15 protein-coding genes and 3 pseudogenes are annotated in these 17279 nt (G+C 66.3%); 5 read left to right on the top strand and 13 right to left on the bottom strand.

The features are described 5' to 3' along the window. Positions 1-18: 18 nt before the first annotated feature. Genes IC63_RS07760 through IC63_RS07745 form a run of 4 tightly spaced genes read right to left on the bottom strand, consistent with a single transcriptional unit; the run spans position 19 to position 3614 of the window. Complete coding sequence (locus IC63_RS07760; RefSeq protein WP_036718724.1) at positions 19-783, bottom strand: iron ABC transporter ATP-binding protein; 765 nt, start codon at positions 781-783, stop codon at positions 19-21. After that, positions 780-1745, bottom strand: coding sequence for an iron chelate uptake ABC transporter family permease subunit (locus tag IC63_RS07755; RefSeq protein ID WP_036718723.1), 966 nt, complete (start codon positions 1743-1745; stop codon positions 780-782). The genes IC63_RS07760 and IC63_RS07755 overlap by 4 nt, the downstream gene beginning before the upstream one ends. A 10-nt stretch (positions 1746-1755) precedes the next feature. Further along, positions 1756-2712 (bottom strand): iron chelate uptake ABC transporter family permease subunit, encoded by a 957-nt coding sequence (locus tag IC63_RS07750; RefSeq protein ID WP_408633548.1) that lies wholly within the window; start codon positions 2710-2712, stop codon positions 1756-1758. Further along, positions 2709-3614 carry a siderophore ABC transporter substrate-binding protein gene (locus IC63_RS07745; protein WP_084115625.1) on the bottom strand — a complete coding sequence of 302 codons (906 nt, stop codon included), beginning with the start codon at positions 3612-3614 and terminating at the stop codon, positions 2709-2711. Before IC63_RS07745 ends, IC63_RS07750 begins: the two co-directional genes overlap by 4 nt. Positions 3615-3760: 146 nt before the next feature. Between IC63_RS07745 and IC63_RS07740 the strand changes: the two genes are divergently transcribed. Then, positions 3761-4045, top strand: coding sequence for a DUF2218 domain-containing protein (locus IC63_RS07740; RefSeq protein WP_036718720.1), 285 nt, complete (start codon positions 3761-3763; stop codon positions 4043-4045). A gap of 119 nt (positions 4046-4164) precedes the next feature. Here IC63_RS07740 and IC63_RS07735 read toward each other — a convergent pair whose 3' ends face one another. The 5 genes and pseudogenes from IC63_RS07735 to IC63_RS07715 all read right to left on the bottom strand — a co-directional run bounded on the left by IC63_RS07735 (position 4165) and on the right by IC63_RS07715 (position 9372). Further along, positions 4165-6177, bottom strand: coding sequence for a TonB-dependent receptor domain-containing protein (locus IC63_RS07735; RefSeq protein WP_036718717.1), 2013 nt, complete (start codon positions 6175-6177; stop codon positions 4165-4167). Positions 6178-6662: 485 nt separating this feature from the next. After that, positions 6663-7232, bottom strand: a complete 570-nt coding sequence (locus tag IC63_RS07730; protein WP_036718715.1) for a plasmid pRiA4b ORF-3 family protein — start codon at positions 7230-7232, stop codon at positions 6663-6665. Next, positions 7229-7513: pseudogene (locus IC63_RS07725) on the bottom strand (transposase domain-containing protein); the annotation flags it as partial. The gene IC63_RS07730 and the pseudogene IC63_RS07725, both read right to left, overlap by 4 nt. A 131-nt stretch (positions 7514-7644) precedes the next feature. Then, positions 7645-7908: a recombinase family protein gene (locus IC63_RS07720; protein WP_052041978.1), complete on the bottom strand. Its 264-nt coding sequence runs from the start codon at positions 7906-7908 to the stop codon at positions 7645-7647. A gap of 294 nt (positions 7909-8202) precedes the next feature. Next, positions 8203-9372, bottom strand: a complete 1170-nt coding sequence (locus tag IC63_RS07715; protein WP_036718712.1) for a zinc-dependent alcohol dehydrogenase — start codon at positions 9370-9372, stop codon at positions 8203-8205. 144 nt (positions 9373-9516) lie between these two features. On the opposite strand from IC63_RS07715, the pseudogene IC63_RS18050 reads away from it, so the two are divergent. After that, positions 9517-9630 (top strand): annotated as a pseudogene (locus IC63_RS18050) (IS5/IS1182 family transposase); the annotation flags it as partial. A gap of 46 nt (positions 9631-9676) precedes the next feature. Here IC63_RS18050 and IC63_RS07705 read toward each other — a convergent pair. The 3 genes from IC63_RS07705 to IC63_RS07695 form a co-directional block, all read right to left on the bottom strand. Then, positions 9677-9970 (bottom strand): putative quinol monooxygenase, encoded by a 294-nt coding sequence (locus IC63_RS07705; protein WP_036718763.1) that lies wholly within the window; start codon positions 9968-9970, stop codon positions 9677-9679. A 204-nt stretch (positions 9971-10174) separates the two neighbouring features. Further along, positions 10175-10603 (bottom strand): type II toxin-antitoxin system VapC family toxin, encoded by a 429-nt coding sequence (locus IC63_RS07700; RefSeq protein ID WP_036718707.1) that lies wholly within the window; start codon positions 10601-10603, stop codon positions 10175-10177. Then, positions 10600-10821, bottom strand: a complete 222-nt coding sequence (locus IC63_RS07695; protein WP_036718705.1) for a type II toxin-antitoxin system Phd/YefM family antitoxin — start codon at positions 10819-10821, stop codon at positions 10600-10602. The genes IC63_RS07700 and IC63_RS07695 overlap by 4 nt, the downstream gene beginning before the upstream one ends. Before the next feature lie 481 nt (positions 10822-11302). On the opposite strand from IC63_RS07695, the pseudogene IC63_RS07690 reads away from it, so the two are divergent. Beyond that, positions 11303-11668: pseudogene (locus IC63_RS07690) on the top strand (integrase core domain-containing protein); the annotation flags it as partial. A gap of 155 nt (positions 11669-11823) precedes the next feature. Here IC63_RS07690 and IC63_RS07685 read toward each other — a convergent pair. Continuing rightward, a complete protein-coding gene (locus IC63_RS07685) occupies positions 11824-12597 on the bottom strand; it encodes a FadR/GntR family transcriptional regulator (protein ID WP_036718759.1) in 774 nt (257 codons plus the stop codon). A gap of 719 nt (positions 12598-13316) precedes the next feature. Here IC63_RS07685 and aceE point away from each other — a divergent pair. After that, on the top strand, positions 13317-15971 hold the full coding sequence (gene aceE, locus IC63_RS07680) for a pyruvate dehydrogenase (acetyl-transferring), homodimeric type (RefSeq protein WP_036718757.1): 2655 nt from the start codon (positions 13317-13319) through the stop codon (positions 15969-15971). A 21-nt stretch (positions 15972-15992) separates the two neighbouring features. Next, entirely contained in the window at positions 15993-17270 is a 1278-nt protein-coding gene (gene aceF, locus IC63_RS07675; RefSeq protein ID WP_036718703.1) for a dihydrolipoyllysine-residue acetyltransferase, read from the top strand. Positions 17271-17279: the final 9 nt, after the last annotated feature.

The following is a 17279-nucleotide window of genomic DNA, read 5'->3' as shown; positions in this document are numbered from 1 at the left end:
ACGCACGCTACTGCGGCGTCAGGCCGCGTGGTGATGCAGCACCAGGGGCCGGCCGGCATGCTGCACGACGGACAGCTTGGTCTCGTAAAGCTCTGACAGGACCCGCTCAGTCAGCACTGCGTCGGCGGGCCCCTGGGCATGAACCCTGCCATGCTTCAGCGCCACCACATGATCGGCCCAGGCGGCGGCGTGGTTGATGTCGTGCAGGACGATCACCGCGCCGCGCCCCCCCTGCCCCGCCATCGCAGCCACCTGCGCGAGAAGGCTGCGGGCGTGGGCCAGGTCGAGATTGTTCAGCGGCTCGTCCAGCAGCAGCCAGTCGGTCTCTTGCGCCACGGTCATCGCGACACGGGCGCGCTGCGCCTGACCGCCGGACAGCTCGTCCAGAAAGCGGTCGGCCAGCGGCTCCAGATCGAACATCTGCAGCGCCGCCGCCACGGCGGACCGGTCGCGCGGCGTGGGCCGGCCATGACAATGCGGCCATCGCCCGAACGAGACCAACTCGCGCACCCGCAGCCGGCTGGCGATGCCGGTGTTCTGGCCCAGGATCGCCAGCCTCCGGGCCAGATCGGCGGTCGGCGTGCGGGTGATGTCCTGGCCATCGACGCAGATCCGCCCCCGCTGCAAGGGCTCGAGCCGGCCGATCAGCCGCAGCAGCGTCGACTTGCCGGCGCCATTGGGGCCGATCAGCGCCGTCAGCGCACCGCGCGGCAGCGCCAGGTCGATGTCGCGCAGGATCGCCGCGGGACCGATGGCGTGGGTGACCCCCTGAACCTCGATCATCTCAACCGTCCCTTCAGCAGCAGATACAGGAAGAAAAGCCCGCCCACGAACTCGATCACGACGGACAGGGTGCCGGCGAGACCCAGGACGCGCTCGAACACCACCTGGCCGATGACCATCACCAGCGCGGCCGACAGAGCCGCGCCGGGGACCAGGGCCGCGTGGCGCACGCTGCCGGTCAGGCCACGGGCCAGGCCCGCGGCGATCAGCCCGAAGAATGCCGCCGATCCCCCGATCGGGCTGCCTGCGGCGACCGAGCCCGCCATCGCGGTGCCGGCCGCGGTCATCAGCGCCACCAGCGCCAGGCCGCCCAGCGTCATCGCCCGGACCCGCAGCCCCAGCGACACCGCGGAACTGCGCCCCAGGGCCAGCACGTCCAACTGCGGCGCCAGGACCAGCGCCGCGATGCCCGACGAGGCCGTGATCGCGCCGGCCCAGGGCAGCACGGCAGGGTCGATGCGCGTCAGGCTCGCGGCCGACAGGCCTTGCACCACCGCGAAGGCGTTGGGGTCCATGACGCGGGTCATGAAGCCCGCCAGCGACCGGAACAACACGCCCAGGATCAGGCCGGTCAGGATCATGCGCGGCACGTCACGGCCGCCGCGGCCCAGCAGCGGCGCGAACAGCAGCAGCGCCAGCACCAGCATCGCGCCAAGCGCCAGCCAGAAACGGGCGACGCCGTCCAGCGTGGACAGCCCGCCAGCGCCCACGGCCGCGACCAGCGCCACCTGCACGAGGCCGAACAGGGAATCGAAACCCATCATCGACGGTGTCAGGATGCGGTTGGCAGCGATGGTCTGGAACAGCACGGTTGCCACTCCGGTCGCCGTGCCGAGGATCAGCAGGCCCGCCAGCCGCGTGCCGCGCAGGCCCAGCAGAAAGCCGCGCCGCGTGTCGCCCAGGCCCTGGAACATCCAGACCGTGCAGGCGACCGCCAGCAGCCCGGCAAGCACCCAGAGCATCCGCGTTTCCCTATCCACGCGCCGGCCTGAGATGAAGCAGCGTCAGAAACAGCAGCGATCCGACCACGCCGAGGATCATCCCGACCGGCAGTTCGTAGGGTCTGACCAGCAGCCGCGCCGCAAGGTCGCAGGCCAACAGCAGCGCGGCGCCGGCGGCGGCGACCAGCGGCAACGAGGCGCGCAGGTTGTCGCCCATGATGCGCGCGACGATGTTGGGCACCACAAGGCCAAGGAACGGCACCATCCCCACCGTGGCCACGACCGTGGCGGTCACGACGGCGACGACCAGCAGCCCCAGCCGCATCACCGCCGCGGTGTCCAGGCCCAGCCCGGTCGCCACGCCGTCCCCCAGCGCGAGGATCGCGAACCGGTCGGCCGAGAACCACGCCAGGCCGGCGGCCGCTCCGGCGAGCCACAACAGCTCGTAACGGCCCGCGAGCACGCCGGAAAATTCGCCGCTGCCCAGCCAGATGCCGATCTGCTGGATCAGGTCGGCCTGCCAGGCAAGAAAGCTTACCACCGCGCCCAGGACGCCGGACACGACCAGCCCGGTGATCGGCACCAGCATGATCTCGCGGGCGGGCAGCCGGCGGATGATGGTTAGAAACAGGGCGGTCGTGCCGAGCGCGGCAAGGCTCGCCACCAGCATCTTGACCCAGACCGGTGCCGCCGGGGCGTAGATCGTCATCGCCAGCAGCCCGAGCGCGGCGCCCTCGGCGGTGCCGGTCGTGTCGGGGCCGACGAAGCGGTTGCGGACCAGCGACTGGACCAGCACCCCCGCCAGGGCCAGCGCCGCCCCGGTCAGCACGACCGCCAGGGTGCGCGGCAGGCGCGACTGCATCAGCACCAGCGCGGCCTGCGGATCGTGGGCAGCGGACATCAGATCGACATCCGCCGCACCCGTCGCCAGGCTTGCGAGCGTCAGCGGCACCAGCGCGACCGACACCAGCGTCAGCGGCAGGCTCACCTGGACAGGGCCTCGGTCAGCTGATCGATGGCGCGCGTCATCGCGGTGTAGCCGCCGCCCGCGATGTAAAGCGGCGTCGGGTCCAGGTAGACCACCTGCCCCGATGTCCACGCCCTGGTCCCCGCGACCAGCGGCGTATCGAGCGTGGCTTGCGCGCTGGCGCCGGAATCTCCGACAGCGGCGCCGCGGTCGATGACGAACAGCCAGTCGGGATTGGCCTCGGCGATGAATTCGTGGCTGATCGCGGCGCCGTGGGTGTCGACCTTGAGCCCCGGCGCGGCCTCGGTCAGCCCGGCGGCATCGAAGATCCAGCCAAAGCGCGACCCCTTGCCATAGGCCGACATCTTGGGACCGTTGGTCAGGACGACCAGCCCGCTGCCCTTGTCCTTGCCGGCCTCGGCCAGCCGGGCCAGACGCGCATCCAGATCGGCGTCCAGTTCCGCCGCCCGCCCGGCCTTGCCGAACAGCGCGCCGTAAGCGGCCAGGCGTGCGCGGGTGTCGGCCAGCACGTCGGGTCCGATGCTCATGTCGATGACCGGCGCGACCTGCGCCAGCGCGTCCTTCTGTGCCACCGACCGCCCGCCGACGATGATGAGATCGGGGTCGGCGGCGGCCAGCGCCTCGAGATCGGGTTCGAACAGCGTGCCCATGTCGGGCGTCTCGGCGGCGACGTCGGCGAGGTAATCGACATACAGCTTGGCCGGCGCGCCGACCAGGGTGACACCCAGGGCGGACAGGCTGTCGATCGCGGCCACGTCCATGACAGCCACGCGCGCGGCCGAACTGACCTCGGTCACACCCGCGGCGGTCTGCACGGGCTCGGCATGAAGAAGCTGCGGCGTGGCCATCAGCAGGGCCAGGGCAAAAGCCGGCCCGCGCCGGCCGGTAGTCGGGATCGGCATGCGATCGCTCCGGTCAGGGCGCTGGCGGTGGGTTGGCTCACGCGTTCGGGCAGGTATTAACAGCGCAACGAGCGCGCGTCCAGAGAAAGCATTGTATTTTTTTCAGGCTTTGCTATGGAGAGGCTTGTCCCCGAGGAGCACCCGCTATGCGCCTGATCTCTCACCTGCCGACCGAGCGCGCTGCGCCGCTCATCCAGACAGCCGCGAAGCATTTCGCCCACAAGGTCACCGTCGAGCAGGCGGACGGCGCCGCACGGATCGCGTTTCCCGCGGGTCTTGGAACGATGACGACCGATGGCACCGGCATCGTGCTGACCATCGACGCCGATGACGCCGCCGCGGCCGAACGCGTCCGCGGCGTGTTGGAAGGTCACCTTTTGCGCTTTGCGCACCGCGAGGCGCCACAGCCGCTGGTCTGGATCGAGGGCTGAGCGGCACCCGTCAGCGCGCCACCATGCCGGGCGCGGGCCGAGGCGTGCAGCCGCGTCCGCCGCGTCGTGTCCGCGGCGGACCATCAGGCGTGAACGGTCAACCCCGCGCCGGCCCCGGTTCAGAACTCCATCGTCAGTCCCAGCGTGACCGTGCGGCCGGGTGCCAGCGCCGGCTGGACGTCGCGGGTGCCGGCCTGGCGGGCGACATAGCTGCTGCGCTCATAGTAGTTTTCGTCGAACAGGTTATCGATGCCCAGCCGGATCGCCGCCCCGTTCATCTGCGGCGGCGCCCATGCGGCATGGGTGTTCACGACCGTATAGCTATCATGGTCGTCGAAGCCGGCCGCGCGCATCGCTTCGTCCGAAAGCTTGCCCGCCCATTCGAGGCTGGCCCCCAGCTTGAGATTGTGGGCCGGCAGCGCCTGATCGACATACAGCGTCGCCATGTTGCCGATCGGCATGAATGTCCCGCCACTGGGCAGCGCCATCTCTCCGTCCCGCGTCACGTCCGCCCGGGTGTAGGTCGCGCCGATGCGGCCGGTGTCCCACTCGTAGGCGCCGTTGACGGTAAATCCGCGGCTGCGCCCCTCGCCGCCGTTGGTCAGCAGGCCGGCCTCGACGTCATATTCGGCCAGCCCGTCCAGACGAATATCGAAGAAGGTCAGCCCCGCCCGCCAGTCGTCGTGGCTGGCGTTCAGGCCCAGCTTGTAGGTCGTCGCCGTCGCCGGGTCGTATCCGGGGTCGGTCGCAAAGGCCGCGTCGCGGGCGTGGAGCAGCCCGTATTCGCCTACATCGAACCCGAGCCAGCTGCGCGAAGCGCCGGCGAACAGTTCCACCGCGTCGGTGATGCGATAGGACAGCGTGGCGTTGGCGCTGGCGCCCTGATCGGTGAACCGCGCGCCGTTCCAGTCGGCAAGGCGGTGATGATCATAGCGCAGCCCGGTGGACAGGTCGAAGCCGCCGTCGAACTCGACCCGGGCCTGGGCAAAGGCGCCGACTTGCAGGGTCGAGAAGTCGCGCACCCGCGGCTGCGCCGAGGAATGGTCGCCATAATTGTCGACATGGTAGTCGTCATGGGCAAAGTCGATGCCGGCCGTCACCGTCCCCTGCGGGAGGGTGAACGTGTTCTTCACGACCCCGCCGAAGCTGTCGCGGTCCAGCATCATGTCGCCGTTGATGCGGTCGCCGCCGCCGCCGAGGTCGCCGGTCGCATAGTTCGGCCGCCAGTAGCCCGCGGCGCTGCGATACAGTCGCAGCTCCGGGTCCCAGGTGTCGGTGGGGGCGGTGGTGCGATAGGTCAGGCTCAGCGTATCGCGCGTGACTTTCAACGGGAAGACCGTGGTATCGCCGTTCAGGTCCATGTTCATCTTGATGACGCGGTCGGCCTCGTCGCGCGCGTGCTCATAGGCCAGTTCGACCCGATGGCCATCGGCCTCGTAACCCAACTTCATCAGGCCGCCGTGCGCCGCGGGTTCGGTTCCGGGCATCGTCTTGCCGTTCCCTGACTTGTAGCTCTCGCCATCCTGCCCGTGCACCATCACGAACCAGTCAAGGCCGTCCCTTGCGCCAAATCCGGCCAGGCTGCCGCCCCAGCCTCGACCATTGGTGCCGTGGCTGACGGAAACCCGCCCCCCGATGGTCCGGCCGTCCAGCAGCAGATCGCGCGCGCCCACGGTTTCATAGCGCAGCGCGCCCGCACCGGCGGCAAAACCTGCGTCGGCGGCCGCCGCGCCCGCCTCGACCTCGACCGTTTTCAGGAAAGCCGGGTCGATCACGTTGGAGCCGGTATGGTGCCAGTTCGTCGGCCCCTGGGGCACGCCGTCGACCGTCACCGCGAGCTTGGACTGTTCGATCCCGAACACGTGGATGCGTTTGGATGGCCCCGCACCGCCCGACACCGAAACGGCGGATTCGCGGGCGAACAGTTCGGAATTGTCGGCGGGGTCGAGCGCCTCGATATCCTCGCGGGTGACGACGGCCCCGCCGGTCGCCTCGATGTTCTCGGCCCCGCCGGCGATCAGCGTGACGGTATCCAGCACGATTGACGTCCCGACGGCGTCCTGTGCATGGACAGGGGTGAAGAGCGCAAGGGTCGAGACCCCCGCAAGCGGCAGCAAGGTGCGGATCAGCATGATGTCCCTCTGGAATGGCGGACGTCGTGGCTGAACCGGCTGCGAATCCTTAGTGTTTCGGTTTACTATCGGGAAAGGCGTGCAGGATCAAGCGGCTTGGCGAAATTCGGACCGTCGCGGGGAAGTTCTGGCCGCGGTTAGGGAGACTTCGGCCAACGGCTTGCGGCCGACGCCCAGAGCGGGCACTGGACTCGCGCGAAGCCTGTGCCGTCATGAAGTCGCCGCGGCGCTTTGCGCGACACCTGGCGGAACAGACGAAGGACGCCAGCGGTCGTGTCGAGCGACGCCGGACCGCAATGCGTCGCCTCGAGGAAACGCGGGCGAACTACAAGGCGGCAATCGGCCAGGGGCACATCAACCCGACGATTCTGGAGAGTCGGGCGGAAACCGAAGCGCAGCCGGCATCCTTGGCGGCCGACACGTGCAGGAGAGTGGGAACCTGGTCCATCTCCCGCCTGATCTCCGTGCGCGAGCGGCGTAGGCGCCTACTTCTTCCGAGGTTGCCACCGTTTGGCGAGCTTGAGCAGCTCGAGCTGATGCGTGTCGGTGTCTGGCACTGAGGGGTCGAAGGGCTCATTGTGCCACTCAGTCAGTTCAGCGTGGTCCGGGTGTCCGGGATCGGCGATTGCCTCGAGGAAGTGCTGGTAACCTGGGGGTCCTCCCACGTCCTCGGGCGGGCAGCGGCCTTCAGCTTGGACCAGCCGTGGATAGAGCTGGCCCGGCAGGGGGCCATCCGTCAGCTCCGCGGTCAGCTGATGTCGCCAGTCGTCGCCGAAGTCGTAGGTGTAGACGAGCGGAGTGTGCCCTGCGGCTGCGAGAGCCTGTTGTATGGTGGCCTTGCTGGCCGGCAGGGCATCAAGCCCGAGGTGGGGATCGGGCAGGCTCCATCGGCGGGACCCTGCCTCAAAGCTGTAGAGATGCTGGTTCTCCCAGCCCATGGCCGCCTGAAGAACAAGGTGCAGACGGTCCAGGCGCAGATCCGAAGGCACCATGAGGGTCCGCGAGACGCAGGGCGTGACGTCGTCCAGAACGGCGGTGAGTCGGAGAATGCTCATAAGTTGGCCCACCTCCAGGGCAGCAGTTCGTCGATCCTGGTGATCTTGTGATCGGGCAGGCGCGCGAGGGTATCGGCGAGCCAGACCTGGGGATCGACGCCGTTCAGTTTGGCCGTCTCGATCAGGGTGTAAGCGATGGCGGCGGCCTTTCCACCGGCTTCGGAGCCGACGAAGAGGTAATTCTTCCGCCCGAGGGCAATGGCGCGCATGCCGCGTTCGGCGGTGTTGTTGTCCAGCTCGAGAATGCCTTGGTCGAGGGAGGGACGCATGCGCTCCATGCGAGCATGGTAACTGAAACCACGAACCCGCTCCCTGCCCTTCTGCCTGACCGGCACCCGCAGCATGATCTGTTCATCTGCGACGTGGCGGACGCTGTACTCAAGGATGTGATGCAGCACATGGAGCACCCCTTCTACTCGCTCTCCAAGAAGCCTGCACCCGCCGCCTGGATCCGGGCGACGATCCCGAGAAGGTCATGGAGCGAGCGGCTGAGCCGGTCGTACTTGGTCACGATTACCACGTCGCCGGGGCGCAGCTGGTCGATCAGCCGCTCACGGTCCGGCCGTGCCGGGCGGGTGCCAGAGACTTTCTCGGCAAAGACGCGCCCCGCGCCGGCGGCCTCGAGAAACTGCCAGCTGAGCATCGAGGTGCTGATCTTCGCTGGAGACCCGCGCATAACCGAGGATCATGCCCAAACCCTTTAACAACCTGTTCGGTTTTGGCGGGGGTTGTGGCATGGTCAAGCGGGACAGCACACGCCGTTCCAGAACCGGTCGATACCTGTGAAAACCCGGCCACAAAATCTGGTAGGTCCCGTTGTCGAGCGGCCGGATCGGCATGGGCCTGGTGGTACAGGCGTTATGCCGAGGTGGGGCCAGGTGAGCTCATCAATGGCAGATGGCAGCACGGTCGAGCCCGACGCCAACCGCGACAAGCGGAGGACGCCGGGTAATCTGTCGGGAGCGATACCTCAGGGTGTCATTACGCACTTGACACATTCCGAACGCCTGTCGCGGAAGGACTCGTAAAAGCTGGGACCGTCCTCGAGCGTGCCACGATGGGTGATGATGACGCTGGGATCGATCTCGCCAGCCTCGATCCGCTTTAGCAGGCGGTCCATGTAGGCGCGGGTGTTGGTCTGCCCGCCCCGCAGCATCAGGCCCTTGCCGAAGGCCGCGCCGATGGGAAACTTGTCCACCAATCCTGCATAGACGCCAGGGATCGATACTGCCCCGCCCTTGCGGCAGCACATGATCGCATCGCGCAGTGCGTTCGGCCGGTCGGTTTCCATCATCAACGTCGTCTTCACCCTGTCATAAACATTACCGATGACCGACGCGCCATGTGCCTCCATCCCGACGGCGTCAACGCAGCGATTTGGGAGCTTTCCGCCTGTCAGTTCCATCAGGCTCGCGTAGCTGTCCTGTTCGGACAGGTCGATCGTCTCGGCACCCGCTTCGCGCGCCAGCGCCAGCCGACCCTTTTCGAAGTCCAGCGAGAAGACGCGCTCCGCCCCCAGCATCAGCGCCGAGCGGACAGCGAACTGGCCCACCGGCCCCGCGCCCCAGACCGCCACAATGTCGCCCGGACCGGTGCCGATCTGTTCGACCGCCTGGTAGCCGGTTGGGAAGATGTCGGTCAGGAACAGCACCTTTTCGTCGGGCAGGCTTTCGGGAACAGCCAGCAGCCCCACGTCGGCGTGCGGCACACGGACCAGTTCGGCCTGGCCGCCGGCGTATCCGCCGAACAGGTGCGAATAGCCGAACATGCCCCCGCCCGACTGGCCATACATCGCCTCGACTTTTTCATGATCGGGGTTGGTGCTGTCGCACAGCGAGAACGCGTCCATGCGGCAGAAGGCGCATTGCCCGCAGGCAATGTTGAACGGCACAAGGACGCGGTCGCCCACCTTGTGCTTGCTGACGCCGCTGCCCACCGCGACGATCTCGCCCATGAATTCATGGCCCAGGATGTCGCCCTTGCGCATCTCGGGCACGAAGCCGTCGTAAAGATGCAGGTCGGACCCGCAGATCGCGGTCGAAGTGACCCGGATCACGACGTCGGTCGTTTCCTCGATGGTCGGGTCATCGACAGTGTCGACCTGGACCTTGCCGGTTCCTTGAAAAGTGACGGCGCGCATAGGCTTTCTCCTGCTTGACTAAGGTACAATGACGCGTGGGCGCCCGCAGCTCCGCTAATGTTTGTGTGGCTTCTGAAAGCTCACCCTTCAGAGGCTAGGGTCAGGCCCATAAATCGTCTTGAGACAGCGCGGCCTGAATTTCACTGGTCGCGGATGGGCGTTTTCGACCGGATCTTCGTGGAGCTCGCCCAGCCGGGCGCCCAACGCGAGACCATCATGATCGATAGCACGCACATCAAGGCACACCGTAGGGCGGCGATCTGCCACTCGCTCAAGGCCCGACGGAATGGTGTCGAGCACTCTGCTATTTAGCTGCCAGTAGGGTGAGCTTATGGATTTGTGGCGGTTCGGAAAACAGCTCATCCGCCTTGTCCATCAGTGCGGCGGCAACCTTGCCGTCAAGATGCGCCTGCCGATCTTCCTCTGTGTCGAACGTATCGAAGATCGCGTACGCACCGGGGCCTTCCTGGATCGCATACCAGGTCACGGTACCGGGCTCGGCTTGAACGAGCGGTAGCGCCGAGGTGAGAAAATCGGCGACATCGCTCTCTTTTCCGGCCTTGGCCTTCAATGGGACGTACAGCGCAAGTTTGGGCACGATCAACTCCTCAAGGTAAACGTAAAGATATCATCTGGAAAAATAAACGGGCGAGAGGGTGAAAACGTTCCCGGCTCAGGGCTCACAACCAGAACATGACGGTTGCAGCGGCCCTTCCCATCCATCGAGATCCGCGTGCCGACGCGGCCCTGTCCAAGCTGGCCGCAACCGGCGAAGTCCCAAGGTGGGCGCGACCCAGCCTTGTCAGGCGGGCGAGGGCAGGGACGCCGCATCCCAGATCCGGCCGTGCCATTCCGGGGAGCCGCCGAGAGCATCGAACGCCGCGTCCCTGGATATCAGGGGACAAGCCAAGGCGATGGCGGTTGCCGCGATCATCCGGTCGAACGGGTCCCGGTGGCTCCACTGCATCGCCCCTGCCAGAAACGCGATCTCGGCCGTGCAGGGCGCGATCGTGGTGCCCTGCGCGCTCCAGAGCGGCAGAAGCTGGCCGATGACGGGATCAAGCTCCGGCCACTTCCCGAGCCGATGCTTCTGCGTGATCTCGTAGAAGCTGATCGGGGCAACATAGGCCACGTCCGCCGCTTCCATCACGTCCCGCGCCGTGGCACTCAGTTCCGAGGACATGACCAGGCTCCAGATGAGGGTATGGGTGTCGAGCAGGACCGCTCTCACTCCCAATCCCTCAGCTCGTTCTCGGACATGGGGGCGAGGAAATCCGGCACCCTGCTGACCAGTCCATCGCCGATTCCGATGCGCACGGTGGGCCGATGGACCGAAACCAGCCGCACGGCCGGCTGGCCGCCGCGCGCGATGATGACTTCCTCGCCCTTTTCGGCCGCGGCGATCAGTTCCGACAGCTTTGCCTTCGCCTCCGCGATGTTCATCTGCATGGGGCACCTCCTGAGCTGAAAACAAGATAGTCTTGCACTTGGTTTTGGTCCATAAACCTGAGCCTGTCTCGGTCAACAGGGAAGAGTAAACGTCTCACAGGTGTGGAACCTGAATGAGGTGAACCCTCTGGCGTATAGCTTGGGCGCGGCTGCGAAAGCGTCGGGAAAGTCGAATGCGACGATCTCGAAAGCCACAAAATCCGGGCGCCTCTCCGTGCTCAAGGATGAGACTGGCGTGTATCAGATCGAGCCTTCGGAGTTGAGCGGGGTAAGGTCAGGTGCGGGGCCTTGCCGCCCGGCCAACGACCCGCGGCGACGCCGGAGAGGGGAAGCCAAGCCCTGAAGGCTTGCTGGAAGTGCGGCACCTTTGGAAACGGACGCTCGACGAGGATGCCGCAAATCTGACGCAGACTGCCGCAGCCCCGGAGGACCTCTGGGGGTGTGAACCAGCAGTGTTTATTCCCCGCCTAACACACACACCATCCGGGACCTGATGCTCGAGGCCGTCGAGCGACGGTTCGGCACATACCGTGCGCCTGCGGTCATCGATATGCTGTCCGACAACGGCTCGCCTTACATCGCGAGGGATACGCAGATCTTCGCCCGCCAACTCGGCCTGAAGCCCTGCTTCACCCCGGTGCGAAGCCCGCAGAGCAACGGCATCTCGGAGGCCTTCGTGAAGACGCTGAAGCGCGGCTACGTCCAGGTAACGCCGCCGCCCGATGCACGGACCGCTCTCGAATTGATCGGAGCCTGGATCAACGACGACGACGAACACTACCCGCACTCAGGGCTGAAGATGCGCTCACCCCGCGAGTTCATCGCAGGTCAAACCGCAACCGCCTGAGTGTCCGGCGAAACGGGGGCAAGACCAGCATTGATGAAGGCGACCCAGACCATCATCAATGCCAGGTTCTGCCTATCATACCGATCCTGGCACGCTTCTGCGGCCTGTGTCCCATTTCGGCGCCGTCACCGTGCCAATAGCCGCTTCCCCTCCCGTCACTCCGCCGAGTTGAGCCGCATCCGGGCACGGCGTTCGCGGCGTTGCAGTTCTCGGCCAAGGCGGATCGACTGCTCGACGAAATCCAGGTGATCGCGGGCAGCGTTGTCGGCCAGGGCGGCGTCGCCCGCCTCGATCGCCGCGATGATTGCGAGGTGCTGGTCCAGCAGCTTGCGGCCGGTGCCGTCGATGCTGCGCAGCAGGTCGCGGTTGTAGAAGATGCCCCGCCGGGTCAGGTCGAAGACCGAGGCCATCATGTGGATCAGCGTCGTGTTGTGGCTGGCGTCCACGACCGCGCTGTGCAGCCGGAAATCGGCCTCCTGCTCGGCCTCGCGGTCCTGGGCGTTCCAGGCGGCCCGAAGCTCGTCCCGGATCGCGGCCAGGCGTTCTTTGTCGGCCGCGGTCGCGCGTTGGGCGGCGAGGCGGGTCGCGAATGCCTCCTGCTCGCGGCGGTATTCCAGATAATCGTGGAACGCCTCGCCATGGCGCGCGTAAAGGGCCAGCATCGCGGGCGACATCGCCCGTCCGGTGAGTTCGGCGATATAGGTGCCGTCGCCGTGGCGGACCGTGACGAGATTGCGGCTTTCGAGAATCTGCAGGGCCTCGCGCAGCTTCGGGCGCGAGACGTGGAAGGCGTCGGCCATCTCGCGTTCGGAGGGCAGGCGGGCGCCGCCCTTCAGCACCCCGTCCACGATCATCGTCTCGATCTTGTCCACGACCATCTGGACCACCGATTCGTGGTCGATGGGTTCAAAGACATCCACTGCGATCATGGTCGGCACTCCTCGACTGCTCGGCGCAGACAGTCAGTAATAATGTTTACCTTGGAAGGACTGGTTTCAAGGCAGTCTAAAGGTTTAGCAAGTATTTGTAATCACAAATTTTATCGAGACCACCTTTTGCGGCCTATGCCTTTTCCTGCGACGTGGTCGCCCTGGAATCTTGCCCAGCCCCCTCTTGTGGTAAAGAAAATTATTGACCGTCCGTAGAGGACAATATTATTAACCTCATGCGACAGACTGCTGTCGTCCGCCGGGAGGGGCGGTCAGAGGGAGGGGGAGGATGCCGATCATACCGAGCAAGACGCTTGCGTCTTGCCAAGGCACGGCTTCAGGGGCCGGGCCTGCGCAAGTCCCGAGTCCAGCCTCACGCGACCCCGGAGCGTACCGCCTGCCCGGCGAGACATGACGGATCGCGCCGTTGCCATGATCCGGTCGCCGCTTCCGCGTTTCCCAGGCGGGCGAGGCGCATATCAACAGGTCGGACCATCAGGAAATCGTTGTGTGCGCGGAAAAGTTCTGCGCAGGCTGAAGCCATGTCTGGGTGAAAGGACGGCGCAGAATGGCCGGAACCGTCATCGCCGTGGCTGCTCTGACATCTCAGGGCGCCCTTCAGGGATCGGCCGCCGCTGCGCGCGCTGCAAGGCGCGCCTTGTCCCCGCCTACGCCAACCTTCGCATACCTCCGATAGTGCTTCAGCCAAGGGAAACATGATGAAAGATCAGGCTTCTGACATCGACCCCATCGAATCGCAGGAATGGCAGGACGCGATCGCCGACGTGATCGAGCGCGACGGCGCGAACCGCGCGCATTTCCTGCTGGACAAGGCGGTGCAGCAGGCCCGCGCGGCCGGCGCCAACCTGCCCTTCTCGGCTACGACGCCCTATCAGAACACGATCCCCGTGGACGACCAGCACGAGTTTCCCGGCGATCTGGAGATGGAATGGCGCATCCGTACCATCAACCGCTGGAACGCCATGGCGACCGTCGTGCGACGCAACAAGGAATCCAGCGAATACGGCGGGCACATCGCCTCCTACGCCTCGTCGGCGGTGATGTATGACGTGGGCCTCAACCACTTCTGGCGCGCGCAGTCAGAGATTCACGGGGGCGACCTGGTGTTCTTCCAGGGCCATGTGATCCCCGGCATCTACGCGCGGTCCTTCATGGAAGGCCGGATCACCGAGGAGCAGTTGCTGAACTTCCGCTCCGAGGTGGGCGGGGGCGGGCTTTCGTCCTATCCGCATCCCTGGCTGATGCCGGACTACTGGCAGTTCCCGACCGTCTCGATGGGCCTCGGGCCGCTGATGGCGATCTACCAGGCGCGGTTCATGAAATACATGCACAACCGGGGCCTGATCGACATGGCCGACCGCAAGGTCTGGTGCTTTCTCGGCGACGGCGAGATGGACGAGCCCGAAAGCCGCGGCGCCATCGATCTGGCCTCGCGCGAGAAGCTGGACAACCTGATCTTCGTCATCAACTGCAACCTGCAGCGGCTGGACGGGCCGGTCCGCGGCAATGGCAAGATCGTGCAGGAGCTGGAGGGCGATTTCCGGGGCGCCGGCTGGAACGTCATCAAGCTGCTCTGGGGCAAGGGCTGGGACCAGCTGCTGGAGAGGGACACCACCGGCCGTCTGCGGCAACTGATGGACGAGACCGTGGATGGCGACTACCAGACCTTCAAGTCGAAGGACGGCGCCTACATCCGCAAGCATTTCTTCGGCAAGTATCCCGAAACCGCGGCGCTGGTCGAGGACTGGACCGACGACCAGATATGGGCGCTGAGCCGCGGCGGCCACGACCCCGAAAAGGTCTACACCGCCTTCCGCAAGGCCATCGAGACGAAAAACCAGCCGACCTGTCTGCTGATCAAGACCATCAAGGGCTATGGCATGGGTTCGGCCGGCGAGGGCCAGAACATCACCCACCAGCAGAAGAAGATGGCCGAGGAGCAGTTGCGCGCCTTCCGCGACCGCTTCAGGATCCCGGTCTCGGACGAGGATCTGCCCAAGGCGCCGTTCGTCGCGCTGAACACCGCGCAGCAGGCCTATCTGGCCGACCGCCGCAAGGCCCTTGGCGGGGACTTCCCCAAGCGCAGCTCGCAGGCGCCGAAGCTCGAGATTCCCCCGTTGGAGGCGTTCCAGGCGCAGCTGACCGGCACAGGCGAGCGCGAGATCTCGACCACCATGGCGTTCGTGCGGATACTGACCACGCTGATCCGCGACAAGAACCTGGGCAAGCATGTCGTGCCGATCGTCCCGGACGAAAGCCGCACCTTCGGGATGGAGGGGCTGTTCCGCTCGATCGGGATCTACAACCCCGAAGGGCAGCTCTACACGCCCGAGGATCGCGAGCAGATGTCCTATTACCGGGAGTCGGTGGACGGACAGGTGCTGCAGGAAGGCATCAACGAGGCCGGCGCCATGGCCGACTGGATCGCGGCGGCGACGTCCTATTCCAACCACGGCGTGCCGATGATTCCCTTCTTCATCTACTATTCGATGTTCGGCTTCCAGCGGGTGGGCGATCTTGCCTGGGCCGCCGGCGACAGCCGCGCCCGCGGCTTCATGCTGGGGGGCACGGCGGGCCGCACGACCCTGAACGGCGAGGGGCTGCAGCACGAGGACGGCCACAGCCACATCCTCGCCGGCACCATCCCCAACTGCATCACCTACGACCCGACCTTCCAGCACGAGGTGGCGGTCATCGTCCATCACGGGCTCACGCGGATGTTCCAGGATCAGGAGGATGTGTATTTCTACCTGACCCTGATGAACGAGAACTACAGCCACCCCGACATGCCCGACGGCGTCGAGGACGGCATCATCCGCGGCCTCTACCGCTTCCGCGAGGCCGCCCAGCCGGCAGAGCGGCACGTGAACCTGATAGGCTCGGGCACCATCCTGGTGCAGGCGATCAAGGCCGCCGACATGCTGGAAGCCGATTTCGGCGTCACTGCCGACATCTGGTCGGCCACCAGCTTCAACGAACTGGCCCGCGACGGCCAGGACGCGGCGCGTTGGAACCGGCTCAACCCGCTTGAGGCGCCGCGCGTGCCCTATGTCACGCAGGCGCTGTCAGGGGCGAAGGGCCCATTCATCGCCGCCACCGACTACATGAAGAACTATGCCGAACAGATCCGCGCCTTCGTGCCGGGCCGCTACACGGTGCTGGGGACGGACGGCTTCGGCCGCTCGGACAGCCGCGTGAACCTGCGCCGCTTCTTCGAGGTGGACGCCAACCACATCGCGGCGGCGGCGATGGTCGATCTGTTCCGCGAGGGCGCGATCGACGAGGCCACGCTGCGGGACGCACTGAGCAGATACGACATCGACGGCGACAAGCCCAACCCCCGGCTGGTCTGATCGGGAACGAGGAGGAACCACATGGCAATCGAAGTGAACGTTCCCGACATCGGCGACTTCAAGGATGTCCCGATCATCAGCATCCTCGTGAATGTCGGCGACAGCATCGCCGTCGAGGACCCGCTGGTCGAGCTCGAATCCGACAAGGCGACGATGGAGGTGCCAAGCCCCGTCGCAGGCCGGATCGCCGCGATTTCGGTCAACGTGGGCGACAGGGTGTCCGAAGGCGCGCTGATCCTGACCGTCGAGGCCGAAGGAGTGACGGCCGCTGACGCCCCGGCGCAGGACGCGCCCAAGCAGAACATCCCGGACCGGCCCGCCCCGGCGGCGGGGTCTGCCGCGGCCCCGGTCGCGGCAGACCCGGCGGGGGGCGCCATCACCGACAGCGGTTTCGGCAAGGCCCATGCCTCGCCCTCGGTGCGCGCCTTCGCCCGCCAGTTGGGGGTCGACCTCGGCAGGATCAACGGCAGCGGCCGCAAGGGCCGCATCCTGCGCGAGGACGTGGCCGCCGCGCTGAAGGCCAGCGCCGCCCCCGTGGCGGCGGCCCCCACGCAGGGCGGCATGGGCATCCCGCCGATCCCGGTGGTGGACTTCTCGAAGTTCGGCCCCGTCGAGGACGTCGAGATGCCGCGCATCAAGAAGCTGTCCGGCCCCGCGCTGCACCGGTCCTGGCTGAACGTCCCCCACGTCACCCACAACGAGGAAGCCGACATCACCGAGATCGACCGCTACCGCAAGGAGCTGGACGACGAGGCGAAGAAGGACGGATACCGCGTCACGCTTTTGTCCTTCGTCATCAAGGCCAGCGTCTCGGCCCTGCGGAAACACTGGGAGTTCAACTCGTCGATCCATCCCGACGGCGACAAACTGATCCGCAAGTCCTACTACAGCATCGGCTTTGCCGCCGACACGCCAAACGGCCTGGTCGTGCCGGTCATCAAGGACGCCGACCGTAAGGGGATCATCGAGATCTCCAGGGAACTGGGAGAGCTGAGCGCCAAGGCCCGCGCGGGCGAGCTGAAGTCGCAGGACATGCAGGGCGCGACCTTTACCATCTCGTCCCTGGGCGGCATCGGCGGCACGTCCTTCACGCCGATCGTCAACGCGCCCGAGGTCGCGATCCTGGGCCTAACCCGGTCGCGGATGGCCCCCGTCTGGGATGGCGAGCAGTTCGTGGCGCGCAACATGCTGCCGATGTCGCTGAGCTACGACCATCGCGCGGTGGACGGGGCGCTGGCCGCCCGCTTTGCCGCGACGCTGCGGCACCTGCTCGGCGATGTGCGCCGGATCATGCTGTAAGGGAGGGCG

The organism is Paracoccus sphaerophysae, assembly GCF_000763805.1.
Classification (GTDB): domain Bacteria; phylum Pseudomonadota; class Alphaproteobacteria; order Rhodobacterales; family Rhodobacteraceae; genus Paracoccus; species Paracoccus sphaerophysae.
The sequence above is the reverse complement of the archived record's forward strand: the minus strand, read 5'-3'. Positions and strand labels throughout refer to the sequence as shown.